Source organism: Comamonas resistens, assembly GCF_030064165.1.
Classification (GTDB): domain Bacteria; phylum Pseudomonadota; class Gammaproteobacteria; order Burkholderiales; family Burkholderiaceae_C; genus Comamonas; species Comamonas resistens.
In genome coordinates this window covers 4,746,377-4,770,225 of record NZ_CP125947.1, presented here as the reverse complement: position 1 = coordinate 4,770,225, position 23,849 = coordinate 4,746,377, and the positions used below count along the sequence as shown (strand labels likewise).

General features: G+C 63.4%; 34 protein-coding genes. 6 read left to right on the top strand and 28 right to left on the bottom strand.

The features are described from left to right. Positions 1 to 26 precede the first annotated feature (26 nt). Positions 27 to 1,796 (top strand): SulP family inorganic anion transporter, encoded by a 1,770-nt coding sequence (locus QMY55_RS22275; protein WP_283486278.1) that lies wholly within the window; start codon positions 27 to 29, stop codon positions 1,794 to 1,796. Between the two features lie 22 nt (positions 1,797 to 1,818). On the opposite strand, the gene QMY55_RS22270 is transcribed toward QMY55_RS22275, so the two are convergent. From QMY55_RS22270 to QMY55_RS22260, 3 genes are read right to left on the bottom strand one after another with little or no spacing between them, the layout of a single operon-like run. Then, positions 1,819 to 3,045, bottom strand: a complete 1,227-nt coding sequence (locus QMY55_RS22270) for an MFS transporter (protein WP_283486277.1) — start codon at positions 3,043 to 3,045, stop codon at positions 1,819 to 1,821. A gap of 7 nt (positions 3,046 to 3,052) precedes the next feature. After that, entirely contained in the window at positions 3,053 to 3,535 is a 483-nt protein-coding gene (locus QMY55_RS22265; protein ID WP_283486276.1) for a 6TM ABC transporter family protein, read from the bottom strand. Next, positions 3,532 to 4,401, bottom strand: a complete 870-nt coding sequence (locus QMY55_RS22260) for an MBL fold metallo-hydrolase (RefSeq protein ID WP_283486275.1) — start codon at positions 4,399 to 4,401, stop codon at positions 3,532 to 3,534. The genes QMY55_RS22265 and QMY55_RS22260 overlap by 4 nt, the downstream gene beginning before the upstream one ends. A 90-nt stretch (positions 4,402 to 4,491) precedes the next feature. Between QMY55_RS22260 and QMY55_RS22255 the strand changes: the two genes are divergently transcribed. The 3 genes from QMY55_RS22255 (at position 4,492) to QMY55_RS22245 (ending at position 5,635) form a co-directional block, all read left to right on the top strand. Continuing rightward, positions 4,492 to 4,803 (top strand): ArsR/SmtB family transcription factor, encoded by a 312-nt coding sequence (locus tag QMY55_RS22255; RefSeq protein WP_283486274.1) that lies wholly within the window; start codon positions 4,492 to 4,494, stop codon positions 4,801 to 4,803. A 22-nt stretch (positions 4,804 to 4,825) separates the two neighbouring features. Beyond that, positions 4,826 to 5,353, top strand: a complete 528-nt coding sequence (locus tag QMY55_RS22250; protein WP_283486273.1) for a rhodanese family protein — start codon at positions 4,826 to 4,828, stop codon at positions 5,351 to 5,353. Between the two features lie 69 nt (positions 5,354 to 5,422). Continuing rightward, complete coding sequence (locus tag QMY55_RS22245; protein WP_283486272.1) at positions 5,423 to 5,635, top strand: YgaP family membrane protein; 213 nt, start codon at positions 5,423 to 5,425, stop codon at positions 5,633 to 5,635. 356 nt (positions 5,636 to 5,991) lie between these two features. Here the strand turns inward: QMY55_RS22245 and hisI are convergent, their stop codons facing one another. The 24 genes from hisI to QMY55_RS22110 all read right to left on the bottom strand — a co-directional run bounded on the left by hisI (position 5,992) and on the right by QMY55_RS22110 (position 22,184). After that, positions 5,992 to 6,510 carry a phosphoribosyl-AMP cyclohydrolase gene (hisI, locus tag QMY55_RS22235; RefSeq protein WP_283486271.1) on the bottom strand — a complete coding sequence of 173 codons (519 nt, stop codon included), beginning with the start codon at positions 6,508 to 6,510 and terminating at the stop codon, positions 5,992 to 5,994. After that, on the bottom strand, positions 6,507 to 6,749 hold the full coding sequence (locus QMY55_RS22230; protein WP_283486270.1) for a hypothetical protein: 243 nt from the start codon (positions 6,747 to 6,749) through the stop codon (positions 6,507 to 6,509). The genes hisI and QMY55_RS22230 overlap by 4 nt, the downstream gene beginning before the upstream one ends. A gap of 2 nt (positions 6,750 to 6,751) precedes the next feature. Then, the gene (locus tag QMY55_RS22225; protein WP_283486269.1) at positions 6,752 to 7,312 is read right to left on the bottom strand and encodes an LbetaH domain-containing protein; all 561 of its coding nucleotides are present in this window, start codon (positions 7,310 to 7,312) and stop codon (positions 6,752 to 6,754) included. Further along, the gene (gene yidD, locus QMY55_RS22220; protein ID WP_283486268.1) at positions 7,309 to 7,566 is read right to left on the bottom strand and encodes a membrane protein insertion efficiency factor YidD; all 258 of its coding nucleotides are present in this window, start codon (positions 7,564 to 7,566) and stop codon (positions 7,309 to 7,311) included. The genes QMY55_RS22225 and yidD overlap by 4 nt, the downstream gene beginning before the upstream one ends. A gap of 122 nt (positions 7,567 to 7,688) precedes the next feature. Then, positions 7,689 to 8,078 (bottom strand): Fur family transcriptional regulator, encoded by a 390-nt coding sequence (locus QMY55_RS22215; protein ID WP_283486267.1) that lies wholly within the window; start codon positions 8,076 to 8,078, stop codon positions 7,689 to 7,691. A gap of 733 nt (positions 8,079 to 8,811) precedes the next feature. Continuing rightward, positions 8,812 to 11,094, bottom strand: a complete 2,283-nt coding sequence (locus QMY55_RS22205; RefSeq protein ID WP_283486266.1) for a helicase-related protein — start codon at positions 11,092 to 11,094, stop codon at positions 8,812 to 8,814. Between the two features lie 112 nt (positions 11,095 to 11,206). Next, on the bottom strand, positions 11,207 to 11,506 hold the full coding sequence (locus QMY55_RS22200) for a hypothetical protein (RefSeq protein WP_283486265.1): 300 nt from the start codon (positions 11,504 to 11,506) through the stop codon (positions 11,207 to 11,209). Positions 11,507 to 11,609: 103 nt separating this feature from the next. Next, positions 11,610 to 11,927 carry a methyltransferase gene (locus tag QMY55_RS22195; RefSeq protein ID WP_283486264.1) on the bottom strand — a complete coding sequence of 106 codons (318 nt, stop codon included), beginning with the start codon at positions 11,925 to 11,927 and terminating at the stop codon, positions 11,610 to 11,612. A 52-nt stretch (positions 11,928 to 11,979) separates the two neighbouring features. Further along, positions 11,980 to 13,089 (bottom strand): DUF6094 domain-containing protein, encoded by a 1,110-nt coding sequence (locus QMY55_RS22190; protein WP_407650715.1) that lies wholly within the window; start codon positions 13,087 to 13,089, stop codon positions 11,980 to 11,982. Positions 13,090 to 13,157: 68 nt separating this feature from the next. After that, complete coding sequence (locus tag QMY55_RS22185) at positions 13,158 to 13,808, bottom strand: hypothetical protein (RefSeq protein WP_283486262.1); 651 nt, start codon at positions 13,806 to 13,808, stop codon at positions 13,158 to 13,160. A 112-nt stretch (positions 13,809 to 13,920) separates the two neighbouring features. After that, the gene (locus tag QMY55_RS22180; RefSeq protein WP_283486261.1) at positions 13,921 to 14,262 is read right to left on the bottom strand and encodes a hypothetical protein; all 342 of its coding nucleotides are present in this window, start codon (positions 14,260 to 14,262) and stop codon (positions 13,921 to 13,923) included. Between the two features lie 76 nt (positions 14,263 to 14,338). Continuing rightward, positions 14,339 to 14,599 (bottom strand): hypothetical protein, encoded by a 261-nt coding sequence (locus QMY55_RS22175; protein WP_283486260.1) that lies wholly within the window; start codon positions 14,597 to 14,599, stop codon positions 14,339 to 14,341. A 16-nt stretch (positions 14,600 to 14,615) separates the two neighbouring features. Then, complete coding sequence (locus QMY55_RS22170) at positions 14,616 to 14,774, bottom strand: hypothetical protein (protein ID WP_283486259.1); 159 nt, start codon at positions 14,772 to 14,774, stop codon at positions 14,616 to 14,618. A 101-nt stretch (positions 14,775 to 14,875) separates the two neighbouring features. Next, a complete protein-coding gene (locus tag QMY55_RS22165) occupies positions 14,876 to 15,199 on the bottom strand; it encodes a hypothetical protein (RefSeq protein ID WP_283486258.1) in 324 nt (107 codons plus the stop codon). 95 nt (positions 15,200 to 15,294) lie between these two features. After that, a complete protein-coding gene (locus tag QMY55_RS22160) occupies positions 15,295 to 15,993 on the bottom strand; it encodes a DUF3275 family protein (protein WP_283486257.1) in 699 nt (232 codons plus the stop codon). 57 nt (positions 15,994 to 16,050) lie between these two features. Next, entirely contained in the window at positions 16,051 to 16,959 is a 909-nt protein-coding gene (locus tag QMY55_RS22155; RefSeq protein ID WP_283486256.1) for a DUF3577 domain-containing protein, read from the bottom strand. A gap of 294 nt (positions 16,960 to 17,253) precedes the next feature. Continuing rightward, complete coding sequence (locus QMY55_RS22150; RefSeq protein WP_283486255.1) at positions 17,254 to 18,096, bottom strand: phosphoadenosine phosphosulfate reductase domain-containing protein; 843 nt, start codon at positions 18,094 to 18,096, stop codon at positions 17,254 to 17,256. Between the two features lie 145 nt (positions 18,097 to 18,241). Next, positions 18,242 to 18,595, bottom strand: coding sequence for a DUF3085 domain-containing protein (locus tag QMY55_RS22145; protein WP_283486254.1), 354 nt, complete (start codon positions 18,593 to 18,595; stop codon positions 18,242 to 18,244). Positions 18,596 to 18,674: 79 nt separating this feature from the next. After that, the gene (locus tag QMY55_RS22140) at positions 18,675 to 18,893 is read right to left on the bottom strand and encodes a hypothetical protein (RefSeq protein ID WP_283486253.1); all 219 of its coding nucleotides are present in this window, start codon (positions 18,891 to 18,893) and stop codon (positions 18,675 to 18,677) included. Then, positions 18,890 to 19,702, bottom strand: coding sequence for a GTPase (locus QMY55_RS22135; RefSeq protein ID WP_283486252.1), 813 nt, complete (start codon positions 19,700 to 19,702; stop codon positions 18,890 to 18,892). The genes QMY55_RS22140 and QMY55_RS22135 overlap by 4 nt, the downstream gene beginning before the upstream one ends. Before the next feature lie 275 nt (positions 19,703 to 19,977). Beyond that, positions 19,978 to 20,598: a class I SAM-dependent methyltransferase gene (locus tag QMY55_RS22130; protein ID WP_283486251.1), complete on the bottom strand. Its 621-nt coding sequence runs from the start codon at positions 20,596 to 20,598 to the stop codon at positions 19,978 to 19,980. Positions 20,599 to 20,623: 25 nt separating this feature from the next. Beyond that, positions 20,624 to 21,169, bottom strand: a complete 546-nt coding sequence (locus QMY55_RS22125; RefSeq protein ID WP_283486250.1) for a prolyl-tRNA synthetase associated domain-containing protein — start codon at positions 21,167 to 21,169, stop codon at positions 20,624 to 20,626. Next, positions 21,166 to 21,831, bottom strand: a complete 666-nt coding sequence (locus QMY55_RS24855) for an aminotransferase class V-fold PLP-dependent enzyme (RefSeq protein WP_407650558.1) — start codon at positions 21,829 to 21,831, stop codon at positions 21,166 to 21,168. The genes QMY55_RS22125 and QMY55_RS24855 overlap by 4 nt, the downstream gene beginning before the upstream one ends. Continuing rightward, entirely contained in the window at positions 21,831 to 22,184 is a 354-nt protein-coding gene (locus QMY55_RS22110) for a DsrE/DsrF/TusD sulfur relay family protein (protein ID WP_283486249.1), read from the bottom strand. Before QMY55_RS22110 ends, QMY55_RS24855 begins: the two co-directional genes overlap by 1 nt. A gap of 106 nt (positions 22,185 to 22,290) precedes the next feature. Between QMY55_RS22110 and QMY55_RS22105 the strand changes: the two genes are divergently transcribed. Next, on the top strand, positions 22,291 to 22,959 hold the full coding sequence (locus QMY55_RS22105) for an ArsR/SmtB family transcription factor (protein ID WP_283486248.1): 669 nt from the start codon (positions 22,291 to 22,293) through the stop codon (positions 22,957 to 22,959). 29 nt (positions 22,960 to 22,988) lie between these two features. Next, on the top strand, positions 22,989 to 23,450 hold the full coding sequence (locus QMY55_RS22100) for a PaaI family thioesterase (RefSeq protein WP_283486247.1): 462 nt from the start codon (positions 22,989 to 22,991) through the stop codon (positions 23,448 to 23,450). A gap of 35 nt (positions 23,451 to 23,485) precedes the next feature. On the opposite strand, the gene QMY55_RS22095 is transcribed toward QMY55_RS22100, so the two are convergent. Next, the gene (locus tag QMY55_RS22095) at positions 23,486 to 23,764 is read right to left on the bottom strand and encodes a uridylate kinase (RefSeq protein ID WP_283486246.1); all 279 of its coding nucleotides are present in this window, start codon (positions 23,762 to 23,764) and stop codon (positions 23,486 to 23,488) included. Positions 23,765 to 23,849: the final 85 nt, after the last annotated feature.

Genomic DNA, 23,849 nt, shown 5'->3' with positions numbered 1-23,849 from the left:
AAAAATATATAACATAGAACAGCAACATGCCGCTCCAACGCCCACACCCGAACGCCGCAAGGCCACGCCGGCTCCAACGCTGGTTCCCCATCCTGTCATGGGGCCGGCACTACCACCGAGACCAATTCACCGGCGACCTGCTGGCCGCCGGCATCGTGAAGCTGATGCTGATCCCGCAGAGCCTGGCCTATGCGCTGCTGGCCGGCCTGCCGCCCCAGGCCGGCCTGTACGCCAGCATGCTGCCGCTGTTGGCCTACGCGGTCCTGGGCAGCAGCCGCACGCTGGCGGTCGGCCCCGCCGCGGTGACGTCGCTGATGACGGCAGCTGCCGTCGGTCAGGTGGCGGCGTCAGGTTCCGTCGGCTACTGGGATGCGGCCCTGTTGTTGGCACTGCTGTCTGGCCTGATGCTGACCGCGATGGGACTGCTGCGGCTGGGCTTTATCGCCAACTACCTGAGCCATCCCGTCATTTCCGGCTTCATCTCGGCATCCGGCGTACTCATCGCCACCGGCCAGGCCAAGCACCTGCTGGGCATTCCGGCTTCGGGCGACACCCTGCCCGAACTGCTGCCTGCGCTCTGGCACGGTCTGCCGCAAACCAATGGCCATGCATTGGCGATCGGCCTGGCGGCCCTGGCGTTCCTGTGGTGGTCGCGGCGCCGACTCAAGCCCCTGCTGCTGCATGCCGGCATTGGCCCGCGCCTGGCCGACGCACTGGCCAAGGCGGGCCCCGTGGCCGCCATCGCAGCGACAACGGTGGCGGTCTGGTACTGGGACCTGGCCACGGCCCATGGGGTGCGCGTGGTGGGCGAGGTTCCCCAAGGCCTGCCACCCTTCACGCCACCGACCGGGAACCCGGCCCTCTGGACCCAACTGGCCGAACTGGTGGTGCCGGCCCTGCTGCTGAGCGTGGTCGGGTTCGTCGAGTCAATCTCCGTCGGACAGACCCTGGCGGCCAAGCGGCGCCAGCGGGTCGAGCCCGACCAGGAACTGGTGGCGCTGGGCGCCAGCAACGTGGCAGCGGCCTTCAATGGTGGCCTGCCGGTGACCGGTGGCTTCTCGCGTTCGGTCGTCAACTTCGATGCGGGCGCGCAGACGCCGGCCGCAGGCATCTACACGGCGGCCGGCATCGCCGTGGCAACCCTGCTGTTCACGCCACTGCTGCACCACCTGCCGCAAGCGACGCTGGCCGCGACCATCATCGTGGCGGTGCTCTCCCTGGTGGACCTGGACATGCTGCGGCGCACCTGGCGCTACTCGCGCTTCGATTTCACCGTGGTGGCGGCCACACTTGCCACGACCTTGCTGGCCGGTGTGGAAATGGGCCTGGTGGCCGGCGTGGGCCTGGCCCTGGTTCTGCACCTGTACCGCAGCAGCCGTCCGCACATCGCCGTGGTGGGGCAGGTCCCGGGCACCGAGCATTTCCGCAACGTGCTGCGGCACCCGGTGCGCACCGGCCCGCGAGTGCTGGGGCTGCGCATCGATGAAAGCCTGTATTTCGCCAACGCGCGCTACCTGGAAGACCGCATCAACGACGCGGTGGCGGCACAGGGTGAACTGCGCCACGTGGTGCTGCAATGCTCGGCCATCAACGACATCGATGCCAGCGCGCTGGAAAGCCTGGAGGCCATCGAGGCTCGGCTGCGCGAGGCCGACATCCAGCTGCACCTGTCGGAGGTGAAGGGGCCGGTGATGGACCGCCTGTCGCGCACGCCCTTCCTCGCACACCTCGGTGGACGCATCCACCTCAGCCACTACCAGGCCATCGCTGAACTGGCCCCCGACAGCCTGGCCTGAACCCTGCCCGCGCCGGGCGGTCTCACGGCGCGGTAGCCGGCGTCGGCTGGCGACGGTTGCGCCACGCCAGCCAGGCCAGCATGACCAGCACCCCGGCGATGAGGGGCAACATCAGGCTGTTGATGGTCTCCCAGCCCGAGGTATTGAGCAGCCTGCCCGAACCGAACGAGGCGACGGCCACCGTGCCGAACACCAGGAAGTCGTTGAGGGCCTGTACCTTGGCGCGCTCGGGTGCGGTGTAGCAATCGGTCACCATGGCCGTGGCGCCGATGAAGCCAAAGTTCCAGCCCACGCCCAAGAGAACCAGGGAACCCCAGAAGTGCAGCAGTTCGAGCCCGGCCAGGGCCAGCAGCCCCGAGGCCGCGATCAGCACCAGTCCCACCGCCGTGATGGCGATCTTGCCGAACCGGGCGATCAGCCGACCCGTGAAGAAGCTCGGTGCGAACATCGCCAGCACATGCCACTGGATGCCGAAGGCGGCCTCTCCCACGGTGTGGCCGCAGCCCACCATGGCCATCGGTGCGGCCGTCATGATGAACGCCATCAGCCCATAGGACACGATGCCCGCTGTGACAGCCACGACGAAGCCGGGGCTGCGTGCGATCTCGGCCAGCGGTCGTGCCGTGCCCTCGACGGCGGCCGCCTGCGGCGGCGGCATGCGGAGCATCAACAGCAGTGGCAGGGCCAGCAGCGCCAGGCCCGCCTGGCCCAGGAAACTGCCGGCAAACGGCGCCATGGGCCAGGCGTCGCGCGTCCAGATGACGACCTGCGGACCGATGACAGCGGCGATCAGGCCGCCGATCATGATGCGCGAGATAACGGCGGCGCGCTGCGGCGGCGGCACCGCATCGCTGGCTGCGAAGCGGTAGCTCTGCACGCAGGCACCGTAGAAGCCGGCCATGGCCGTGCCGACGCAGAAGGTCTCGAAGCTGCCTTGCAGCACGCCGAAGGTGGCAATCAGGCCCGAGAGCACACCCAACAAGGCGCCCAGCGCATAGGCCGCACGGCGACCCAGGCGGCGCATCAAGAGGGCAGCGGGAATGGTCGATAGCGCCAGGCCCAGGTTGTAGAGGCTGACCGGCAGTGTGGCCAGCGACGGCGTGCTGGTCAGCATCTGCCCGACGATGCCGCCCAGCGAGATGATGATGGGAGGCGCGGCCCCCCCTAGCGACTGGGCCGCCATCAGCAGTGCCACGTTGCGGCGTGCGTCTGGGGGCGTTGGCAACAGTAGTGAAGCGGCTTGCGTCATGAATGAATCAGAGAAGAAGTGCGAGACGAACCGCACCCTGCCATAGCCGGGTGTGGTTCGTCGAAAAGAGGCTGGTGCGCGTCAGGGTTGTTTGGGATCGAGGCGGTCTCGGCGAACTGCCTCGTCCTCCATCAGTTCGAATCACATCGCGTTGAGCGAGGCGAAAGCTGGCGGCGGCACCGGCCGGGATCCGCTGACGATCGAGAGGGGAGCGAGCTGCCAACGCATTCATGGCCTCGGCGCGCCACATGGTCAGTTGTTCGCGCGCGTTGTCGAACAGGCGCGCGGCGCTCCAGGCCTCGCAGCTCGCCCGCAGCAGACCGAGCAGGACGATCCCAGCGGCCGGCTGCAGCATGGCGGTGAGCCCGCCGCCCGCCTGCAGGCGGGACACCGCCAACGCCAGCAGCGCAGCCTGCTGCAGCCACCACAGCGGGGCTGTAGCGTGCAGCCACTGCGCTGCCCAAAACTGTTTGGCAGAAGAAACCGTCATGCGGGTGTGCGCATCGGAATCTTGAGATAGCGAACCCCGTTGGATTCGGCCTCTGGCCAGCGGCCCGCGCGGATGTTGACCTGGATCGACGGCAGCAGCAACGTGGGCGCGGCCAGCGTTGCATCTCGGCGCTGGCGCATGGCCACGAATTCGTCTGCGCTCACCCCTTCATGCACGTGCACGTTGCGCGCACGCTCCTCGGCCACCGTGCTCTCCCACGCGTAGCGGTCGCGGCCGGGCGCCTTGTAGTCGTGGCACATGAACAGCCGCGTTTCGGTTGGCAGCGCAAGCAGTTTCTGGATCGATTGGTATAGGGTCTGGGCGCTGCCACCCGGGAAGTCGGCGCGCGCGGTACCGTAGTCCGGCATGAACAGGGTGTCGCCCACGAACACGGCATCACCGATGCGGTAGGACACGCACGCGGGCGTGTGGCCCGGGGTGTGCAGCACGTCCACCTTCAAGTCGCCGATGGTCAGGGTTTCGCCATCGCGCAGCAGACGGTCGAATTCACTGCCGTCGCCAGACACGTCGTCCAGGTTGAACACGGGCCGGAAGATGGTTTGCACATCGCGGATGTGCTCTCCTATGGCCACCTGGGCACCGGTGCGCGCCTTCAGATAGGGCGCAGCGCTCAGGTGGTCCGCATGGGCGTGGGTCTCCAGGATCCAGGCGATATCCAGCGCCTGCGTAGCCGCTGCGGCCAGCACCTGGTCGGCCGATGTGGTCGATACCTTGCCGCTGCGGTGGTCGTAGTCGAGCACGGGGTCGATCACGGCCGCCTGCCGCGTGGCGGGATCGGCGACGAGGTAGGTCACGGTGTTCGTGGCCTCATCGAAGAAAGCCTGGATCTGAGCAGCGGATTGCATGGGGAGTGTCCTGCTTTGGATTTTTGGAAGAAGTGCGTTGACAGTTTATTAGTTTATGCTAAATTAGAAAACAATGAAATATGAATCGCCATGACGCTGAGCCAAAAAGACCAATCGTTCTTGCAGGAAGGTGCGGCCAAGGCCGCAGCCATGTTGCGGGCGGTCGGCAACGAGCATCGCCTGCTCATCCTCTGCCTGCTGATCGAGCAAAAAGAGATGACCGTCGGTGCCTTGAACGAGTATGTGGCGCTGAGCCAGTCCGCCTTATCCCAGCACCTTGCCAAGATGCGCGAGGAAGGCCTGGTGGCCTATCGGCGCGAGTCACAGACCCTGCACTACCGCATTGAAAACCCGGACGTGTCAAAGCTCATTGCCACGCTCAAGACCATCTTCTGCCCATGACCCGCCACCGGAGGCCATCCCCATGTCCCTGAAATCCATCTCGCCCCGAGCCGCCAGCGAACTTGTGAAACAGGGCGCCGTCCTTGTGGACATCCGTGCCGCGGACGAACACGCCCGCGAACGCATTGCAGCGGCGCGCCATGTCCCCATGGACCGCCTGCAAAGCGGCGACATGCCGCTCGACGGAGCGCCGGCCGTCATCTTCCATTGCCGCTCAGGCAACCGGACGAGGGTGAACGCGTCGGCTCTGGGGGCCTGTACGGCCTGCGAAGCCTACGTACTGGAAGGCGGGCTGGACGCGTGGAAAAAAGCGGGGCTACCCGTCGTGGCCGATGCCTCGCGGCCGCTGGAGCTGCAGCGGCAGGTGCAGATCGCCGCAGGCTCATTGATCGTGCTCGGGGCGGTGCTGGGTGCCACGGTCTCGCCGTGGTTTCATGCGCTCTCGGGCTTTGTGGGGGCCGGGCTTGTGTTTGCGGGTGTCTCGGGGTTCTGCGGGCTCGCCCGCGTGCTGATGCGCATGCCCTGGAACCGCAACGCGCTTGCCGGGTGAGCGCCTCGCCGATATCCACATTCAGCCGTGTCTGGCTTCGTTTTTTGTTTGACTGACGCAGGATAAATCATGAAATTCAATGTCGGCGGCGTGGACCGCATCCTTCGAATCCTTGTCGGTGTCGCCCTCATCGCACTAGCCGCTACAGGCACAGTAGGTTGGTGGGGCTGGCTGGGCGTCATCCCGCTCCTGACGGGGGTAGTGCGCTTTTGCCCGTTGTATCTAATCGTCGGCATCAACACTTGTCCACTTAAGACAAAAAGCCAGGTGCGCGGGCACTGAATACGTTGAATCGCCCCGCATTCCTAAGGCACCTTTCAGCTGACTTTGGACTGCCCATTCGGCTTCGCATTACGTCGCAGAAGAGATGTTGTGAGCATGGTTGGCCTAGCCAGCTATGCGCCGAGGTAAGACGCCAGACACGCGACTGGAAGAAATAAGCGCCGCACCTACCAAATCCAAAGCGATGCCGGCGTAAACCAAAGTCATTATCACGTCGAAGGTCGCTACCCTCTGGACGATAAGTGGCTCTTGTTCGCACTTACGAAGAAGCCGATCAACCTGACGAGGATGATCCTCGCAGATGGCCGGGGCGCCCAGCACCAACGGGTATCACACTACTTCTTGGAGCGGAACGCTTACAGAAGCGTCGGGTTGGGTGCATCTCCGTAGATCAGATTGGGATCAAAGGTTTTGCTCGATTCGGTGAATATCAGTTCCTTTCCTGCTCCATGCTCTTTACCAACTGGAATGCACCGGTAAAAGCATGAGCGATAGCCGACGTGGCAACTAGCACCGGAGCCGGATACGCGAACACGTAGCCATACCGCATCTTGGTCATCGTCGACGCGCATTTCTTCGACTTCCTGCACCAAGCCGCTGGTTGCCCCTTTGTGCCACAGCGTTTTCCGCGATCGACTCCAGTAGTGCGCTTTCCCAGTTTGAACAGTTTTCACCAAGGCTTCATGGTTCATGTAGCCCAGCATCAGCACGTCGCCACTGTCTGCATCGGTGGTGATGCAAGTGATCAAGCCATCCTGATCGAACTTCGGCGCCAGTTCCCGGCCTTCCTCTACCTGTTCAACGGACGTTCTAGCATGCAATGACACCGGCACAGAGGCCTTGATGGAGCGGGATGCATCAGTATTGGAGTTCATGTGTTTTTCTCGTTATCTGCTTTCTGAAATATTGCCAGGATTTGCAGGTGAGGCACCGTGACCTTCAAGCCCCGGCTTCTGAGTTCGCTTGAATCAGGCATAAGACGTTTCTCCAGTGATTTCCCGTGACCGCGATTCGAGGAACCGACCTTTGCCACGGTGACAAGATGATTCAAATGGCGCTGCGATCCATCCGGCAAGGTCAGCGTGATGGCTTGTTGAGGGTGTGTGATGTCCATGTTCAGAACTCGTTTTGAATGGCTTTGTAGCCCCGCACCAGCTCGTTGTTTGTGCGTGCCATGTCTTCGGAGAACTCACTGGCGGCGGCCGGCACTTGCGGCCGCGCAGCCAGGTCGGTTTCAGGGCCGATGCGCTCGGTCGAGCGCATATAGAAGCCCGAAGGCAGATGCACGCCATCAACCACGGCGTTGTAGCGAACCACGCAACCGTCATCGACCGTGCAGTTGAACAGCACGCTGTTGAAGCCGATGAAGACGCCGTTGCCGATGGCGCAGGGGCCATGCACGATGGCACGGTGGGCAATGGAAGTGCGCTGCCCGATCCGCACACTGGCCCCGGACTTGGAATGGATCACCACGCCGTCCTGGATGTTGGAGTGGGCGCCGATCACGATGGGGTCGATGTGCCCATCGGCATCCATCTCATCCGCGCAGATGACCGCATAGGGGCCGATGAACACGTCTTCCTCGACAACCACGAGGCCACACAGGATGGCGGTCGGATCGACGAAGGCGCCGGGATGAATCTGTGGCAAATTGCCGCGTGGGTTTTTGCGGATCATGGTTTTTTGGTCCATGATGTTGTGGGTTTGGCGGGTGGCACGGGGTCATACCCGCCTGGGTGCAGCGGATGGCAGCGCAGCACGCGCCGCAGTGCCAGCCAGCTTCCCTTGACGGCCCCATGCGTTTGCAAGGCTTCGACGGCGTACTGCGAGCAAGTGGGGTGGAACCGGCAGCGCGGGCCGAGCATCGGGCTGATGAACAACTGGTAGCCGCGCACCAGCAGCACCAGCATGCGGGCGGGCCAGCGCGTCATGCCAGTTCCTTTCCTTTGGGGCGAACCACCATGCCTTTGAGCGTGTCTTCCACGATGAAGCCGGCTGCCTTCAGTTTCATCTTGATTTCTTCATATTCAGGGGCAATCGGCTCGGTCAGATGTCATTGCGACCCTGCGCAATCTGCGCATTTGCCATGCAGTTCGATAGTCGAACTAAGCAGCGAGAAGGCTTTATTCTTCGTCCAACGGTTGATGCAGCGTCCCAAGCCACGCTCAGAAAACTCATCCACATGGCCGCACTGATCGCAGATGGCGAAGGCCCTGAGGCCGTGTTGGCAGTCCACCGTGTGATTGCATGGCACGTACGCATTCAAGGTCGCAAGACGGTGTACCAACCCATCGTTGGCCAAACGCTCCAGAGCTCGATAGACCTGCATGGGTGCACTGAAACCCTGCTCGCGCAACCGATCAAGAAGCGCATATGCGCTGAGAGGCTCGCTGGTTTGCCGAAGGGCCGTAAGGACTCGTTGCTGGTTGATAGTCAGTTGCACAGAACTCTCCATGGATCGCGACATGCACAGGAACTAATATTGAATTTTATGTTATGTTATAACATAAATAATAATTGCATTGGAGTCAGTCTGGCGCGTCAATACGCTCGACCAGGCCATGTGAATGGACTATGGGATCGCCCCGTTCCCACGAGCATTGACGCCATTGAATGCCGCAGCCCGAGGCAAGGGCTGATATTTCCTCTGTGGGCTAGAAGCGCCAAACTGATGATCGTTACAAAATAACGTTTGAAGCAATGTCGCCCTCAGCCAAGCTGCACTCTCTTGAGCTGGTCAAGCGCCAGTCACTCGTGCTCAACGCACTTGCGCGTGAGGAGAATCCTGCGAGCGCAGACACGCTACTCGACCATCTGCGGGCGGAGGGATTGCGCGCGCCGCAACAGGTGTACCGTGCACTGGACAAGCATCGTTGGCCGTCAACCCGCTCACTGTGGACCAATCGAAATTGTCAAGAGCCCCCAACCTCGCCCAGGTTGAACATCTTGCGCATCACCCCGGAACGTGCGGTTGGCGTCCGCTGACTTGTGCACTATTCTCTTCATTGCGCCGGCGATGTCCGGACGTGTCACGTCCTGCTCCTGCATGCTGTTCAAAATCGGGACGATGTTGCGCTTGAAAAATGCGCAGCCACGCTCCACGGGGCCCGTGGAGCGTGGCTGCGAGGTGGGAGCAATGAAAAGCCGGCGGCGCTAGGCCGGCGTTGGCATGGGGATCAGGCGGCGACCAGTTGCCGGGCCAGTGCGACCTCGACGGAATCACCGTCCGGGTTGAGCACATCCAGCCCAGACTCCGGCACATCGCCCGATGTGCTCTGGGATACGAGGATCTTCTTGGCCATCAACGCGAGGCATGCCATCTGTGAAGAGGCGGCATACCCCAGGTAGATCACCTTCACAGCCAGCTTCTGGCCGATACGCCACGAGCGGCGCGCGGCCTGCTGCAGCGTGTACACGTTCCACCCCGATTGCAGGAACACGATCGTGGGGAATTCGAGCAGGTCCAACCCGGTCTTGACGAGTTCGGGGTTCGTGATGAGCACGTCGATACCCCGTTCGATCTGCTCGGCAATCCAGTCTTCGCGTTGGCTTGCATCCACGCTTGCGCGCAGTACCGCCACCTTGAAGCCTTCCTGCTCCAGCAGCATCTTCAGCCGGCTCGTGGTGTCCCGCGTGCCGGTATAGACCGAATACACCAGGGTCTTGCGACCTGCTTCCTTCTCTTGGCGGCAGATGTCGATCAGCTCGCGTTCCTTGGGCATCAACTCCAGCTCGTTGAACTGGGCCGGGGTGAAAGCCAGCACGTCGCGCGTGCGCGGATGGCGGACCGTCTCTGCCCTGAAGCAGCAGTCGGGCCACGCCAACAGCGTGTTGAGGACCACGCCCAGCAAGGTGGTATCCCGCTTGCGCAGGGCCTCCTTGAGTTGCTGGGTCAGACTGGAAGCCAGCTTCTGATACGCCTCGCCTTGCTCGGCGCTCATCGGCACCTCCCGGAACTCCTCGTCATACGGCGGCAGCACACCGCCGATGTCTTTGAGCTTGAGGAAGATGGTGTACGGCAGGATGCAGCGCAGTACGCCCTTGGGGCCGAAGCCTGGAGCCTTGACCGTTCTGACCGTGACCTTGCTGCCCTTGGCCGTCTTGTGCGCCGGACCATCGGACTCGGAATAGATGTCCTTGAGAACACCGTGATCCCTCATAAAGGCCATCGCGGCGGCGTTCATGCTGCCGTTGCGACTGGGAACGTAGCCGTCCTCGATCATGCGGCCCGGAAGCGCGCGGAACAGCAGGTGGAACAAGTCCTCCGCGTAGCCACCCATCAGGGTGCCGGTGAGCGAGATCGTCTTGCGGACCTTGGACGCGATGACGCCCATCGCCTGGCCTTGCGCCGAGCCCCCGGTCTTGTACTCGTGGGCCTCGTCTGCGATGAGCAAATCGAATGTGCTGCGCGGCAGATACCGCTTCACAAATTCGCTGGGTTGGTAGCCACCCTCACCGAAGCCGAACTCCATGTTCGCCATGGCCCGCTCCATGCGGTGCGCCTGGCGGTCGCTGAAGACCAGTTTCCCGCTCGCGTCCATCAGGTTGATGAAGTTGTGCAGGTTGTCGCCGAGCATCGAGGCCAGGAAGCTGTCCCCGAAGGTCTTCATCAAACGTTGCGCGGTGGCTTCGCCGATGGTGGGAATACGCTTCAAGGCACGCAGCACGGCCGAGGACTGGTCGCTGCCGGACAGTGAACGCGGACGCATCAGCGTCCACAGCGCACCGCCGCAGCCATTGCACTTGCGGCGGAACTCTTCCGCCTCCAGCTCCTGAACACTGAACGGCTCACCGTCGAGGTTGGTGATGACCTCCCCGCAGTGCGGGCAGCATCCCACGTAGCCGTGACGGGTGCGCTTGCGTGCGAAGGCAGGCTTCCAATGGAAGCCCATCCTCATGCGGACACGACCGAGGACGAAAAACTCTTGCGCCGCCGAAGGTACGCCCAGTTGCTCGCGCAGCTTGATGAGTTTGAGCAGCGTGTCCGGGCCATTGAGCACCCAAACCTTCGCGCCTGCGACGGTTTCGAGGATCTCCCGGCGCCACTTGTAGACCAGGTGCGGCGGGCTCAGGACCAGCGTGCGGCGATAGCCCTCCGCATGCAGGACCGCGGCCAGCGCAATGCCGATCGTGGTCTTGCCGGTGCCCATCTCGCCGTTGACAAAAACAGCCCGCTCGCCTTGGTTGACGAGCAGTTCCGAGGCCGCATGCACGACCTCGGCCTGGGCGGGGAACAACTGGCGTTTGAGGCCAGCCAGCACCAGTTGCCGGTGCGGGCGCGGCGTGCCGCTGTAGACAGGCGGGTTCGCCTGGTTGAGGGACTCCAACAATTCGTCTCCGAACTCGGAAACGAAGTCCTGAAGGCTCAGAGACAGCTCGGACGATTCCTGTTCGAGCAGGTCGCCGTCCAGGGACGAAGGATCTACGGTCGGGGCCGCTTCGATGACTTGTGCATTCATGGTGATGCTCCAGAAAAAAGGGGCATGCACCGCTCCCCAAGGGGCGATGGCATGCCCCTGGGTGGGAAGGAAGAGACGGCCAGATTCAGGATCTGGCCGGTGTTGCAGAGAATCAGTACTCGCTGGGCAGCAGCACCGTGGTGACGCTGCGATCCCATTCGGTGATGACCCAGACCTTCAGGCCCGGGTCGATCTCGTAGGACGAGAACAGACGGTCCTCACCCGACTTCAACGCGGCGTCGTTCTGGCGCCGGTCGCTGTCGTCGAGGTCGCCCCAGTCGGCGGACAGATGCCGCAGCAGGTACGGACGAGGGTTGAACTGGCCTTGTTGGACCAGACTGGCGATACCCGAGGTCATGACGACCTGGCCGGGGTTGAACCTGGGAAAAGCTTGCTGAGTAACGGTGGACATGGAGGTAACTCCTTCAAAAAAAGAGGCACCTCGCCCCATCGGGGTGAAGTGCCCCGGTGGGTGGAAAAAAGCGCGTCGCGGATGCGGGCGCAGGTCGATCAGTTCAATTCAATTCGCCTTCTTCAGGCAGTTGCACGACCGTGGTGCGATGGTCGTCACTGGTGATGACGAGCAGGAACAGCCTCGGCGTGATCGGAAAACGCGACGTCATGGGGGCGCCTTGTTCCAGCGCGACGTCGTTCAACTGGCGCTCGGCCTCACTGGCCTCGCCCCAGTCGCCGCGCACATGGCGCTGCACGTAGGGCAAAGGGTCGATGAGGCTTTTGCTCGCCAGCCAATGCACCTTCTCGCTCAGCTTGAGCGTGCCCAGTGCGAACAGCGGTTGAACCTGGGGCTTGCGCCCCTGGAAGATGGACAGCATGGGAATACTCCTTGCAGGTGATGAAGATCGGGCGGCAAGCCGCCCACGGGGATCAGTGGATGGTGAGAACCTGGCCCAGCGTGGCCGAGTCAGGGGTCAAGTCCCAGGCCCGAATCACTGGCACAAAGCGGTCCGTGAGGATGCGGGTCTCGGCCAGTGAGCCATCGTCGCGCTCGCGGTACTCCACTGCGGAAGACTTCTGCTTGAAGGTGTCGCCCTTGACGGCCAGGGTGCGGCCGCTGGGTGACTTCACGACACCGGAGATCGCACCAGCCGCGAGGGCCAGAGCCAGGTGCCATTGGGACAAGGCGCGTGCTGGAGCACGCAGGGTCTGCTGGGTTGCGCCGAGATGGGTCTCGAACGCGGGCCACAGGCCTTTGAGGCGCCGCACTTCGTCGGCGAACTGCTCCGGCTCCATGCTGATCCGGTAGAAATACTCCGGTTCAGCCTGGGCCGTGGGGACCACATACGGCAGCAGCGTCCATTCTGGCGGCAGCTCGTCCGCCTCCTGTTCGCCCAGGCCGATTTGCAGCAGCCGGGCGCGGGACGCTTTCACCTCGTCGCCCGCCTGCTCGCGCTGGCGGACACGACGGCCGAAGATCACGATCTGCTTGAACTGCTTGTCCACGGCCTGAAACACGGACAGGTCCGTGAAATGCCGTGTTAGCCAACCGACCATCTCCTGATCCAGCACGTGGATCGGGATGATGAAGACCAGGATGCCGCCGTACTGCAACAGGGGCAGCGTGCGCTGGTAGAACAGCTTTTCCAGGCGACCGCGGCCCTTGCCTTCGTAGCCCAGGTTGCCGTTCGCGTCCCTTGCGAGATCGCCATAGGGCGGGTTGAGCCACAGGAGGCCGAAGGCCTGCCGCGAGATCATGGTGTCCATCAGGTCACCTTGGATGCAGTGGTCGACCAGCAGCCGGGCATGGTTGGCCCGTTCCTGGTCGAACTCGACGGCATAGGCATTGGCCAGCTCAGTCCCGAGGGCATGGGCAGCTTCGGCAATGGCGACGCCTTCGCCGGCGCAGGGATCACAAATGCACATCGACCCGTCGCTGGGCGCCAGTGCGCTGAGGGTTCTTTCGAGCGTGGCTTCGTCGGTCGGGTAGTAGCCGTTCTTGGCAAAATTCCGAGCGAGCCTGGGGAACATGAGTGCCATGGAAGTCTCCTGGTTGGCGAAAGAGGATTGGGGGCAAGCACGCCAAGGGCGTGCTTGCATGGGGGGGATCAGGCGGTCGCCAGTTGTGGCATCCAGATCGCGGATGGATAGGGATAGGCGGGTAGCTCGCCCTGGCGGATGAGGTCGCCCAGCGCGTTGGTGAGCGCCGGAACGTCGATGGCGAGCCGGAACCCTTGCAGCGGCCCGAGGGCCACCGGCAGGGAGCGCAGCATCTCGCGCTCACGCAACAGCGTCAGGACTGGCGATTGCCAGTGCTCCAGCAGCGGCAGCGGGCACGTGTCTTTGACCAGGTGCCACAGGCGTGACGTGGGATCGGCCGCAGAGCGTGGCAACAGCGCCAAGGCGCTGGCCGAACTCTTGTCGGGCCGGATGCAGCGCCGGTCGAACAGCCAGAGATTGACCATCGAGCCGAACAGCGTGCGGCGATAGCTGCGGGTCAGGCGCTTTTCCAGGCGCTCGACCGAGCCGACGAACACGGGCAGCGAGCCGCCCTGATCGGTGATGACGTGGAACTGGTCCAGGCCGTCCTCGGCGCGGCCCAGGGTGAGCCGCCCGATGAACTGCTGGATGGCGGTGTCGCGCGCCCAGACCGAGAGGAAGATCAAATCGCCCTGGTCGCCGCAGACGCAGGCATCGGCCATGAGGTCGGTGCATTCGTCAATGCGGTACAGGGGCTGGTCGGATGAAATTGCAGGCATGGTGGTTTCCTCGATGTGAGGGGCGCACCGCCCGCAGGGGCAGTGAATGCCCCGTTAGGGATGAAAAACGCGCAGTTCCAGGGCGAATGCCTCGACTGCGTCGCTGGTGACGTCAGGCTCCCAGTTCGGTGAACGAACCATCGGCCTCATGTTTGACGACGCGGTTGCCGACGTTCCCCGCATAGTCCTTCTGGACTTCGGTGAACATGCTGCTCGGCACGTCGATGTGGAAATGGCCCAGGACGACACGGTAGTAGTCCAGGCCGTGGCAGAACGGGTCTTCCTCGTGCAGGTTGCTGTACAGGAAATCCTCGTCCTCGACCTTCATGGCGCTGTCGATCAGTTCTGCAGGCTTGCGGATCGTCATGAAGAAATAGCGCAGCGGCCGATCCCAGCCGAGCATGACGGTGATGGGGAATTCCTTGTGAACCGTCTCGAAGTAGTGCTGACTCATGGTGGTGTCCTTGGATGAGTTGCAGCAGCACCGCCCACTTGGGCAAGCGCTGCCATGGCACTGGGGAAATCAGTCGTCAGATCGGTTCGATCCAACGGCTGTACGGACTGAAGCGAAGCGCCTGATTGCCGACACGGATAGGTGTCTGGTCGTCCAGGTAGATGTTGTTGAGGTACAGGTTTCGATAGGTCAAGGCTTGTTCAGCCTGTGGCAGAGTCAAACCGTTGCTGATGAAGTGCTTCAGCATTTCCTCGTCAGAGGACGCTTCGTCGTTAGACAAACTCCCTTCGACGAGCTGCAGCAACTCGGCCGGGAGCGTAGCCAGGATCGGGTCCATGTCGGTCCCTCCTGGCTCAGGCTATCAGCACCGCGGCGAGTGCCGCAGGTGCCGAGGGTGTGCGCCGTCGCGCGTGGTAGGAGCTAACACCTTCACGCCAGTCGGCGGTCTCCTGCTGTTCGATCAATTTCGCGATCAGTTCTGACCGCGCTTGGGGTGAGAAAAACCAGCCCATGAAAGGCCTCCTGAAAAAGTTAAGCCGGAGGCCTCCCCGTGGGGAAGAACCCCCAGCGGGTGATGGAATGCCGTGTGTGCGGCGATGGAGTCTGGTGCAGACTAGGAACCGCAACCGGCCGGGCAGTAGCCCAGTTCGATGCCATGCGTGCAGAAGCCGTTTTCGGCATTCCAGTCCTGGGCTTCCTGCCGTTCGGCAGGCGTTGCGTAGTCCCATTCCTGGGTTGCGATGTCCAGCGCATGAGAGCGCTGGTCCTCCGGCAACCGACTGGCCTGCATGTCGATCTCCGAACTGAAAAGCGTGACCCAGTGGTCCCAGGACAGGCCGCAACCACGCTGGGCTTGCTCGGCCGCCGTCTTGCAGACAGCCTGCCAGGCAGATTCATCCAGCGAGGAAACTGGGGTATCGCAAGCGATGGTGGACATGGTGGAAACCTTCAGAGAAAAATCCGGGGGCTCCCCCGCATGGGGGAGGAACCCCGGCGGGTGAATGAAGAACACCGCGGATGCGGCGTCTGCGATCACGCAGGTTGCAGTTCGGCCTGGCGGCTCCACTCCTGCGTCTTGAAGTCCAGCGAGTAGCCCAGTTCACCCAGACGGGCGATCTGCGCACGCAACGCGCGGCGGTCGATGGTCGAATCCAGTTTTACGGATTCACCCAGCGGCCACAGGATGCCGAACAGAGCGACGTCGCCTTCTTCGGCACTGCCGTGGGCAGCGGCCGCATCGGTCGCAGCAGGCGTCGGCGCATCCACACCGAAGGGCGTGGTATCGACCATCGGGTCCGCCGACGCCTGCACGGGTGCGGGCTTGGCGGGCTTGGATGCTTTGACGGGCTTGGCCGGCGTTGCCGCAGGCTGCGCACCTTGCTCTTCATCGAGCGGATCGACTTCCTGGGTGGCGAAGCTGCGGGCCTCGTCACGGCTCAGTTTGTCGATGCCGTTGAGCGTCATGCCATCGAGGTTGGCGCGGACTTCAAAGCGCGCGCCGCCCGCGACCGGATAGGACTTCGCGAAGATGTACCGGATGATGAACTCCCCGTCGTACTTGCCTTCGGGGTACTGCTCCAGCTCCGCGTCTTTGACGGCGAACTCGCCGATAGGGGTGGTCAATCGACCGACCGTGAACGGCCCGTTCTTGCCGCGGATGGTCCGCAACGTGAGCTGACCTGGGACGACGATGGGCAAGACTGATCTTGTGGGTGCCGTTGTGGCTGCCATGATGGTTCTCCTTGAGGAATAGGAAAAAGCATGGCCCCGTGAGGGGGCCATGCCGGATCAGAACGAAGCAGCCAATGCCGGCTCTTGCTCCTCGACTTCACCTGCGGGCTCGCGCTCGGCGGGCTGGTCGGCAACAGTTTCGGCGGCAACCTCGGCTTCGGGCGCGGGTGCGTCCTCAGCTTGCGGCGCCTCGGCTTGAGCCTGGCTCGTCGGATAGACCTGGGTGCCATCGATCTTGATCAGACCGATGTGAACCAGCGTTGATTCGAGGTTCGCACCCGGTTCCCCGGCATGCTCGCCCTTGGTGCGGATGTACGGATCGATCTTCATGTCGTTCAACTTGAAGCTGATCAGCACCTTGCGGTCCCCCTCGATAGCCTGGATGCACCGGCGAACCAAATGCTCGGCTTCAGGGGTGGCGACGATGGTGTCGAAGTACCGGTACTCCGGTTCATCGACAGGTCCGCTCAGGGCGGCGATGGTGCACGACAGGAAGGGATCGCCATCCTTAGGGGTAACGTCCTTCACTCGGCTGAGGTAACCGATGCCGCGGGTGATCAGTTCATGCTGCTCGATCGAAGCCAGTTCGGCCCGATCCAACAGTTCGGACTTGAGCAGACGTGCCTTGAGGGACGCGCCGGCCTGGCCCTTCTTGTCACCCTTGTCGCGGATGAAGGGATCACCCCGCAGATCGCCGGTGCGAAAGCGCACCAACGGACGCTGCTTGGGATCGTCAACGCCGATATAGCTCTGGACCAGCTTCTTGGCCTCTGCACCCGAGACCTTGACGTCGAAGTAACGGTAGGTCGGGTCCTTGGCGGAACCGACCAGCGCGGCGATCGTGCATGCCAGGAAAGGCTGCGCACGGCGGCCGCCCCTGACGGGTACTTCACGGGCGCGCTGGATATAGCCGATGCCCGAGGTGTGGAGGTCGAAATACGATTTCTCGTTGGAAGTGGTGCTCATGGTGAATCTCCATAGGGAAGAAGCGGAGACACACCGGCCCCACGCATGCGGGGAAAGGTGCGTAACCCCGCGGTGGGTTGATAAGGCGAAAGCATCCGCCACCAGAGACTGGTGGTCGCTCGCGGATGGATGCGGTGCGAGCTGGCTCGGTCACGCAGTAGGAACTGCGCCGCAACCTCGAAGACCGATGGTTGCCTGGCATGTCGCTGACAACGTCAGCAGGCATGGGATCAGCATGGCCGGGCCTCGCGTGCGAGGCAGCAATCAATCGGTATCCGGGGGCATCCCTTTTCCTCAGTCGCCGCAGAAGCAGGCGATGGATTCCTCGGTGGCGTCGAACAGGTCGCCCTGATCGGCAGCAAAGCGCGCCAGGTCAGCGTAGCTGGGACCATCAGCGCGGAACCGCGCCCCGCTGGGCTTGCTCGCCAGGTTCAGGGACTCCATACGAATCCACCACGCAGCAGCCTCCGGACGGGCCTTGATGAGGGCCAGGCGCTGCCTGAGCGGTTTCAAGAAACACAGGTCGCAGTTGCCTTCGAGCGTGCGCCCGTTCACTGTCAGCAGGTCGAGGTTGAACGGTTGCGCCTGCCAGAACGCGCCCACGTCGCGAACAGTGATGCCGGCATCCGCCAGCGGCATGCACATGGTCTCGTGGGTCGATTCGGTGGAATGGCCGCGCGCGCGAATCTTGGCGACCCGACGTTGTTCATCGGCCCGGATGCCGATCATCTGGTCCCAGTCCTCCCAGACCAGATTCCGCAGGTAGTGGTGCATCGGGCGGATCTTCAGGCTGGTGGTGCAGCCACGTGCGACGGGATTGGGCAGATACTGGCGTTTGCGGATCAGTGCCTCGAACGGCTCGCCCTGTCGGCTGGCCCGATCGAAGTCCACCAGCGTGAAGCCCGGTGCCGTGGGCAGGTATTCAAGCCAGCGGATCGGCACCTGCCAGTGCTCGGCGCAGTCGCGCACGAAGCGCAGGGTTGCTTCCACTTCCTTGCCAGTGTTGGCGAAGCAGATCACAGTGTCCGCGGGCAGACCATCATTGGCCTGTAACACACGCCAGAGCATGTAGGCGCTGGTGCGCCCACCCGAGAAGCTGATGCAGGTCGGTTGGGTAATCTTGAACGGGTCGTGCATGGGTTCGTCTCCGTGGGGTGGTCGGCGGACGGGCCGACGCGGCAGGCCATGGCGGCTGGAGACGAACGCGCACGCGCGGCAACAGCCGCGGTGCGTAGAAAAGAAAGCCCCCATGAAGGGGCCGTGAGGGACGGTAGTAGCCGAACTACGCCGGTGGCACCACCTCCAGCGACAGGTGCGTTGCGGTGGCGGACAACATCAAATCGTCTGTGCCGTGCAGGATGCGTGCGAAGACGCCTTCCTTCGGGTCGAAGAACTCGCCGAAGTCGTCGCCGCCCAGCTCGGTGCGCGCCAGTTCCCACCAGTCATCGAACGGGTCGGTATCCGGGTTGCAGCCGACGGCATAGGCCAGCAGCTTCACGCGGCCATCGGGATGGCGTTCCCCACGCTCGGCGAGGAAGTACACACCCTGATCCTTGGCAAGGACAACGCGGCATTGGTTGGTAACGGCCTCGGCCAGGATGGGGCGCAGGTCGGAGCCTTTGAATCGCAGTGACATGGTTGAATCTCCTGAAAAAAAGGCCCTCCACCGAATGGATGGAGGGCCTGTGGGGACAAGTTGCCGGTTGGCTGCGGAGTCAGCGGTAGTGCTGCATGGCTTCGCTCAGCGCGACGAACCGTGCGTCATGGCCGGTAGCCATTGGCAGCGCCACGTCGCAGGCCTGCGCGGGACTGAAGTGCGTGGCCTGGTCGATTTCGACCCAGCCATGCTCGCTGGACCAGAAGCCTGAGCCATCGCTGATGGCCGACTCGTTGGGCGAATAGATCACCCAAACACCCATGTTCTCGCCGGTCATGCGGGAAGCGCCTTGCGCGGGCGGGTCGCCTTCGCATTGAGGACGTCCACGCGGATCTGGCGCCATTGCCCGTCGTCAATCCGATGAGCGAGCACTTCGCCGAGGCTGTCGAAATACACCTCGTCGATGCGTTCGACCAGTTCGTCACCTTGGTGCAGTTCGATCACGTACACGTCCCCGGCACGGTCATAGAGCACGGTGACGCTCCCCTCGAACTTCGCCGTGGAAACGGAAAAGCTGATGGCGGGCGGAGTTTCGATGATTTTGCTGGGCGTCGGATCGACCCAGGTGAAGTCCTTGGCACCCGCATCGACCAGCATGTGAGTGATCTTCCGAAAACCATCAGGAGCAGGAAGTTCTTCCAGTTGCTGGATGAGGTCGTGCAGTTCCGGGCATTTCGGCTCGGGGATGGGCAGCTTGGCCGGCGCGGAGCCGAGGATGTGCGTCTTGACGGTATAAGGAATGCCGTCGGACGTCATCTCCGTGCGTTCTTCCGGGGTGTCCGCACGCAGGCCGTCAAAACGGCGGCGGGCATACGGTTGGACATGCACCTTGGCACCTTCGCTGGGAACGGTAGTCACCAGGTTGGGGTCGAGCACCGCGAACTCGCTGGGCTTGAGCTTGACGACGATGGCGTCGTCGTTGGCGGCGACCACCTTGCCGTCGAAGGGCTTGGGATCAATGGCGAAGCCCAGTGTCGAGGACTGTGGTTGATCATCGAACACGCGGTACTTGAACGACCGCACGTTGCGGGGGACATGGCCTGCGACAAGCGAAGGCATCAGGGTCTTGATGAGAGAGCGATCCATGGGAAATCTCCTTGAAGATGAAACAAGGGATTCCCCGCCCACAAGGGAGAGATCCCTTGTGGGTGGATGGACGCGGTGCGTCCGTAGGAAGAAACGACCAGCACGGTTACTCGCGCTTGCAGCCTCGAAGGTCTCGGCTGCCTGGGCATGTGTCGGCTATGCCGACGAACATGGGGCCAAGGATGGCCCTGGAGCAGACTACCCGCCCGTAGGAAACAGCACTGCGCCGCGCCCGGTTTCTTCCTATGGCCTATGCCATGTCGCTCCTCAAGATTTCATGAGGCCGTCTTCTGGAATAGGCAGCAAACAAACTGCTGCACCGTCCCGAAGGGCGTGTGATGCGCTTGCCGCTCCTGCCGCAGCATCGAGAACGCATCGCCGAACTGCGCATGCAGCTCGTCCGGGCTGTAGCGCGCCACTGGCAATCCGCTGCACTGCTGCGGCCCGTCATCCGCGAAGGTGGCGATGATGGCGAAGCCGCCCGGCCGCAGGGCGTGCAGCATCGCTCGAACATAGGCCTGGCGCTCCTGCGGCGCCGTCAGGAAGTGGAACACCGCGCGGTCGTGCCACACGTCGTAGGCCAGCGCGGGTAGCTCGACCTTTGTAATGTCCCCGACCTTCCAGGCCACCGCCTTGGCGCGCTCGCCCAGCCGGGCCTGGGATGCCGCCAGCGCGGCACCCGACAGATCCAGTACGGTGAGGCTGGTATGGCCCAGGTCCAGCAGATCGTCCACCAGCGTCGAGGCACCGCCGCCCACGTCGATGCTCGGCGCATCGAGCGGCACGCCGGTTTCGCGGATCAACGCCAGCGAATCGCTGGCGTGCGGCTGGAACCAGCTCACGCCGGTCGGCCCCTTGGTTCGATAGACGTGATCCCAATGTTCTCTGGATTGCATGTCCTGTTCTCCCGTGCCGCAGGCGCTACGCGGCTGGCAGCGGTACGTCGAAATCCACCAGCAGCGGCTCGCGCCCGCATGAGTGCACAAAGGCCACCAGCTCCTTGGGCGTCAGCCCGACGCTCTCTGTCTGCTGCAGAGGATGGAAGTTCAGTTGGGCATCACCCATCAGCGAGGCATCCACCACCACCGTCACCAAGCGTTCTTCGTCCTGCAACAGGCCCAGCGGCGTCAGCGCACCCGGCTGCACGCCGAGCAACGCCTGCATGCGTTCGCCGGTCACGAAACTCAGGTGCCCCTTGCCGCCCAACAGCGCCGAAACGGCCTTCAGGTCCAGTACCCGATCCTCATGGATCGCCAGCAGGAAGTGCCGGTCCTTCTTGTCCTTGAGCAGCAGGTTCTTGGTGAATGTCCCGGCCATGGCGCCGCGCAGTGCCTTGCCTTCCTCGACGGTCGTGTGTTCGGGGTACGGCACGACCTTCGCGCCGATGCCCAGGGCCTCGAAGCGCTCGGACAGGCGGCGGTAGGCCGCATCTTCGGCCGCTGCCTCGTTGCTTGTCTGCGCGCTCATGCACCCGCCTTCACGGCTTGCGACCGCTGGCGCATCCCGAGCCACAGCAGAGACAGCGCCGCCAGCACCAGCCACGGGATCAGCACCACGTTCATGGTCTGCCAACCCAGGGCCTGCAGCAGTCTGCCGGCGCTGAAGGAACAGGTCAGGCCCACGGCGAAGATCGTCATGTCGTTGATGGCCTGCGCACGGCCCTTCTCGGCGGCGGTGTAGGTGCCGGTCAGCAGCGTGGTGCCGCCGATGTACATGAAGTTCCAGCCGACGCCCAGCAGCACCAGTGCGCTGGCGAAGGACGTGAAGCCGGTTCCGGTGAGCGTCGTCAGGATGTGGCCGATGAACAGCACCACGCCCGTGAGCATGATGCGCAGCACACCGAAGCGCGCGATCAGCGAGCCTGTGAAGAGCGACGGCAGGAAGCTGCCCTTGAGCGCGAGGTTGTTGGCCTCGCTGCCGCCGCTGGTGAAGACGATTTCGTCGGGTGCCGCACCCAGTAGCGCCGCCACCTGAGCACGCGCCCGTTCCAGCGCCGCCTTGGCCGGGGTGCTGGCGAAATGACCGCTGGAGGGATTGCCGTAAGCCATCTCCAGCAGCGGCAGCATGGCCGCCCGCACTTCCAGCGCTATGGGCGTGCTGGCGTTGTAGTCGAGATAGATGCCGGCCATCAGAATACCAGCACCTTGTCTGCCGCCACGGTGGCTGCGGCCAGTTCGTCCATGGTACTGCGGCGCGCACCGGGCATCACCTCCTCGTCCTTGATGCCGCGCGCATCCAGGCATGTGCCGCACAGCAGCACCTCGCCCTGGGCGTTGCTCGTCACGCGGCGCAGCATGCGCTCGACGTTGTAGTAGCCGTCGGGCGTCTTCTGCCCGGCCTTGCAGCCCGAGACGGCATCGGCCATCAGGAACACGCTGACGTGGTTGGCCGCGTCCTTGAGCAGCTTGGAGGCCAGACGCAGCGCGTTGTACATGCGCTCGGTGCCGTAGGGCGGGTCGTTGATGATGAGAAGGGTTTTCATGGGGGCCTCAGCGGAGAAAATGGCTTTGTAGGGAATGACTTGCTGCTTGACAGCAATCATGCCATCATTCAATCAATATGTTGATTGTGTAATTATGAAAGCGATCTTGTCAACCTCATCCGAAAGTCCCAAGCACGTGGTGTTTGAGAACCTGGCCACCGTGGCCCAGGCGCTGGGCCACGCGCACCGGCTGGAACTGCTGGAAGGCATGGCGCAGGGGCCGCGCAGCGTCGAAGACCTGGCTGGACTGGTCGGCCTGTCGATGGCCAACGCCTCGCGCCACCTACAACTGCTGCGGCGCGCGCGGCTGGTGGAGGCCGAACGCCAGGGCAAGCGGGTCTTCTACCGGCTGGCGGGCGACGTCGAGGTGGTGGCGCTGCTGAAGGCGCTTGGCCGCGTGGGCGAACGCAACATCGCGGAGGTGCGCGGCGTGATGCGCGACTTCTTCCACGACCGCGATGCGCTGGAAGCCGTCACGCGCGAGGAGCTGGCACAGCGCCTGAATGCCGACCAGGTGACGGTGCTGGACGTGCGCCCGGAAGCGGAATACGCGCTGGGCCACGTGGCCGGCGCCATCAACATCCCGGCCGACGAGTTGGAGCGGCGCCTGGCCGACTTGCCCAAGGGCCACGAACTCATTGCCTACTGCCGGGGGCCGTACTGCGTCATGTCCTTCGAGGCCGTGGCGGCGCTGCGCGCCAAGGGCTTCAAGGTGCGCCGGCTCGAAGACGGCTTCCCGGAGTGGAAGGCAGCCGGGCTGGCCGTGGAGGCTTGAGCCTCGCCATTGTTCAACCAAGGATCGACATGCAAGCCATCCAGGATCATTACCCGGCCGAATTCTCGCACTGCTACGGCTGTGGGCCAGCCAACCCGCATGGGTTCCATCTCAAGAGCTATATCGACGGGGAACGGACCCATGCGCGTTTCACGCCGGCGTCGATGTACAGCGGTGGCTATCCGGGGAACGTCTACGGCGGCATGCTGGCCTCGTTGCTGGACTGCCACGGCACCGCCAGCGCGGCGGCCTTCGCATACCGGGCGCAAAGCCGTGTCATGGGTGACGGCGGCCCGCCGATCCGCTTTGTCACCGGCTCGCTGAAGGTGGACTACCGGCGGCCTACGCCCCTCGGTGTCGAACTGCTGATCGAAGGCACGCTGTGTTCCCTAGAGGGACGCAAGGCCGTCATCGACCTGACACTGAGCGCGGGCGGTGAGGTGTGCGTCACCGGCGTGATGGTGGCCGTGCAGTTCGTGGCGAAGGCCTGAGAACAAGCAGCCCCTCGGATGAGGGGCTGGCAGGGTCAGGCTTCGTACACGAAGTAGTGTTCACGCTGACGTGGAAAGAAAACGTGCTTCCACGCATCGCCGCTGGTGTTGCCACCGTCGAAGACGACCATCTCGTAGTCGTCGATGTCGGTGCCCAGCAGGTCGACGCTGGCAATATGGCGCATGTGCAGCGTGCCGCTCGTGCGCTCGAATACCAGGATTTGGCCGATGGCGTCGTCCTGGCTCATGGCGTTGACGCAGGCTCCGAGTTGGTGCTCGAAGTCGGGTGCGCGAGAGATGAGGTCGGGGAACATGGGGGTGCTCCTATGAAAATGGACCAGCCCGGCTCCTGGCGAGGAGTCGGGCCGGCTTTGGGGAGACAAAGAGGAAAGCTGGCGC

Excerpts from the sequence above, each read along its gene's own strand:
- QMY55_RS22125 (WP_283486250.1), bottom strand. The coding sequence starts at position 21,169 with ATGAGCGCGCAGACAAGCAACGAGGCAGCGGCCGAAGATGCGGCCTAC.
- QMY55_RS22265 (WP_283486276.1), bottom strand. The coding sequence starts at position 3,535 with ATGACGGTTTCTTCTGCCAAACAGTTTTGGGCAGCGCAGTGGCTGCAC.
- QMY55_RS22200 (WP_283486265.1), bottom strand. The coding sequence starts at position 11,506 with ATGTCCACCGTTACTCAGCAAGCTTTTCCCAGGTTCAACCCCGGCCAG.
- QMY55_RS22185 (WP_283486262.1), bottom strand. The coding sequence starts at position 13,808 with ATGCCTGCAATTTCATCCGACCAGCCCCTGTACCGCATTGACGAATGC.
- QMY55_RS22205 (WP_283486266.1), bottom strand. The coding sequence starts at position 11,094 with ATGAATGCACAAGTCATCGAAGCGGCCCCGACCGTAGATCCTTCGTCC.
- QMY55_RS22110 (WP_283486249.1), bottom strand. The coding sequence starts at position 22,184 with ATGAAAACCCTTCTCATCATCAACGACCCGCCCTACGGCACCGAGCGC.
- yidD (WP_283486268.1), bottom strand. The coding sequence starts at position 7,566 with ATGACGCGCTGGCCCGCCCGCATGCTGGTGCTGCTGGTGCGCGGCTAC.
- QMY55_RS24855 (WP_407650558.1), bottom strand. The coding sequence starts at position 21,831 with ATGGCCGGCATCTATCTCGACTACAACGCCAGCACGCCCATAGCGCTG.
- QMY55_RS22170 (WP_283486259.1), bottom strand. The coding sequence starts at position 14,774 with ATGGGCTGGTTTTTCTCACCCCAAGCGCGGTCAGAACTGATCGCGAAA.
- QMY55_RS22155 (WP_283486256.1), bottom strand. The coding sequence starts at position 16,959 with ATGAGCACCACTTCCAACGAGAAATCGTATTTCGACCTCCACACCTCG.
- QMY55_RS22095 (WP_283486246.1), bottom strand. The coding sequence starts at position 23,764 with ATGTTCCCCGACCTCATCTCTCGCGCACCCGACTTCGAGCACCAACTC.
- QMY55_RS22260 (WP_283486275.1), bottom strand. The coding sequence starts at position 4,401 with ATGCAATCCGCTGCTCAGATCCAGGCTTTCTTCGATGAGGCCACGAAC.
- QMY55_RS22275 (WP_283486278.1), top strand. The coding sequence starts at position 27 with ATGCCGCTCCAACGCCCACACCCGAACGCCGCAAGGCCACGCCGGCTC.
- QMY55_RS22180 (WP_283486261.1), bottom strand. The coding sequence starts at position 14,262 with ATGAGTCAGCACTACTTCGAGACGGTTCACAAGGAATTCCCCATCACC.
- QMY55_RS22270 (WP_283486277.1), bottom strand. The coding sequence starts at position 3,045 with ATGACGCAAGCCGCTTCACTACTGTTGCCAACGCCCCCAGACGCACGC.
- QMY55_RS22230 (WP_283486270.1), bottom strand. The coding sequence starts at position 6,749 with ATGGACATCACACACCCTCAACAAGCCATCACGCTGACCTTGCCGGAT.
- QMY55_RS22225 (WP_283486269.1), bottom strand. The coding sequence starts at position 7,312 with ATGATCCGCAAAAACCCACGCGGCAATTTGCCACAGATTCATCCCGGC.
- QMY55_RS22145 (WP_283486254.1), bottom strand. The coding sequence starts at position 18,595 with ATGTCACTGCGATTCAAAGGCTCCGACCTGCGCCCCATCCTGGCCGAG.
- QMY55_RS22160 (WP_283486257.1), bottom strand. The coding sequence starts at position 15,993 with ATGGCAGCCACAACGGCACCCACAAGATCAGTCTTGCCCATCGTCGTC.
- QMY55_RS22150 (WP_283486255.1), bottom strand. The coding sequence starts at position 18,096 with ATGCACGACCCGTTCAAGATTACCCAACCGACCTGCATCAGCTTCTCG.
- hisI (WP_283486271.1), bottom strand. The coding sequence starts at position 6,510 with ATGAACTCCAATACTGATGCATCCCGCTCCATCAAGGCCTCTGTGCCG.
- QMY55_RS22165 (WP_283486258.1), bottom strand. The coding sequence starts at position 15,199 with ATGTCCACCATCGCTTGCGATACCCCAGTTTCCTCGCTGGATGAATCT.
- QMY55_RS22135 (WP_283486252.1), bottom strand. The coding sequence starts at position 19,702 with ATGGATCGCTCTCTCATCAAGACCCTGATGCCTTCGCTTGTCGCAGGC.
- QMY55_RS22140 (WP_283486253.1), bottom strand. The coding sequence starts at position 18,893 with ATGACCGGCGAGAACATGGGTGTTTGGGTGATCTATTCGCCCAACGAG.
- QMY55_RS22175 (WP_283486260.1), bottom strand. The coding sequence starts at position 14,599 with ATGGACCCGATCCTGGCTACGCTCCCGGCCGAGTTGCTGCAGCTCGTC.
- QMY55_RS22255 (WP_283486274.1), top strand. The coding sequence starts at position 4,492 with ATGACGCTGAGCCAAAAAGACCAATCGTTCTTGCAGGAAGGTGCGGCC.
- QMY55_RS22130 (WP_283486251.1), bottom strand. The coding sequence starts at position 20,598 with ATGCAATCCAGAGAACATTGGGATCACGTCTATCGAACCAAGGGGCCG.
- QMY55_RS22195 (WP_283486264.1), bottom strand. The coding sequence starts at position 11,927 with ATGCTGTCCATCTTCCAGGGGCGCAAGCCCCAGGTTCAACCGCTGTTC.
- QMY55_RS22190 (WP_407650715.1), bottom strand. The coding sequence starts at position 13,089 with ATGGCACTCATGTTCCCCAGGCTCGCTCGGAATTTTGCCAAGAACGGC.
- QMY55_RS22100 (WP_283486247.1), top strand. The coding sequence starts at position 22,989 with ATGCAAGCCATCCAGGATCATTACCCGGCCGAATTCTCGCACTGCTAC.
- QMY55_RS22245 (WP_283486272.1), top strand. The coding sequence starts at position 5,423 with ATGAAATTCAATGTCGGCGGCGTGGACCGCATCCTTCGAATCCTTGTC.
- QMY55_RS22250 (WP_283486273.1), top strand. The coding sequence starts at position 4,826 with ATGTCCCTGAAATCCATCTCGCCCCGAGCCGCCAGCGAACTTGTGAAA.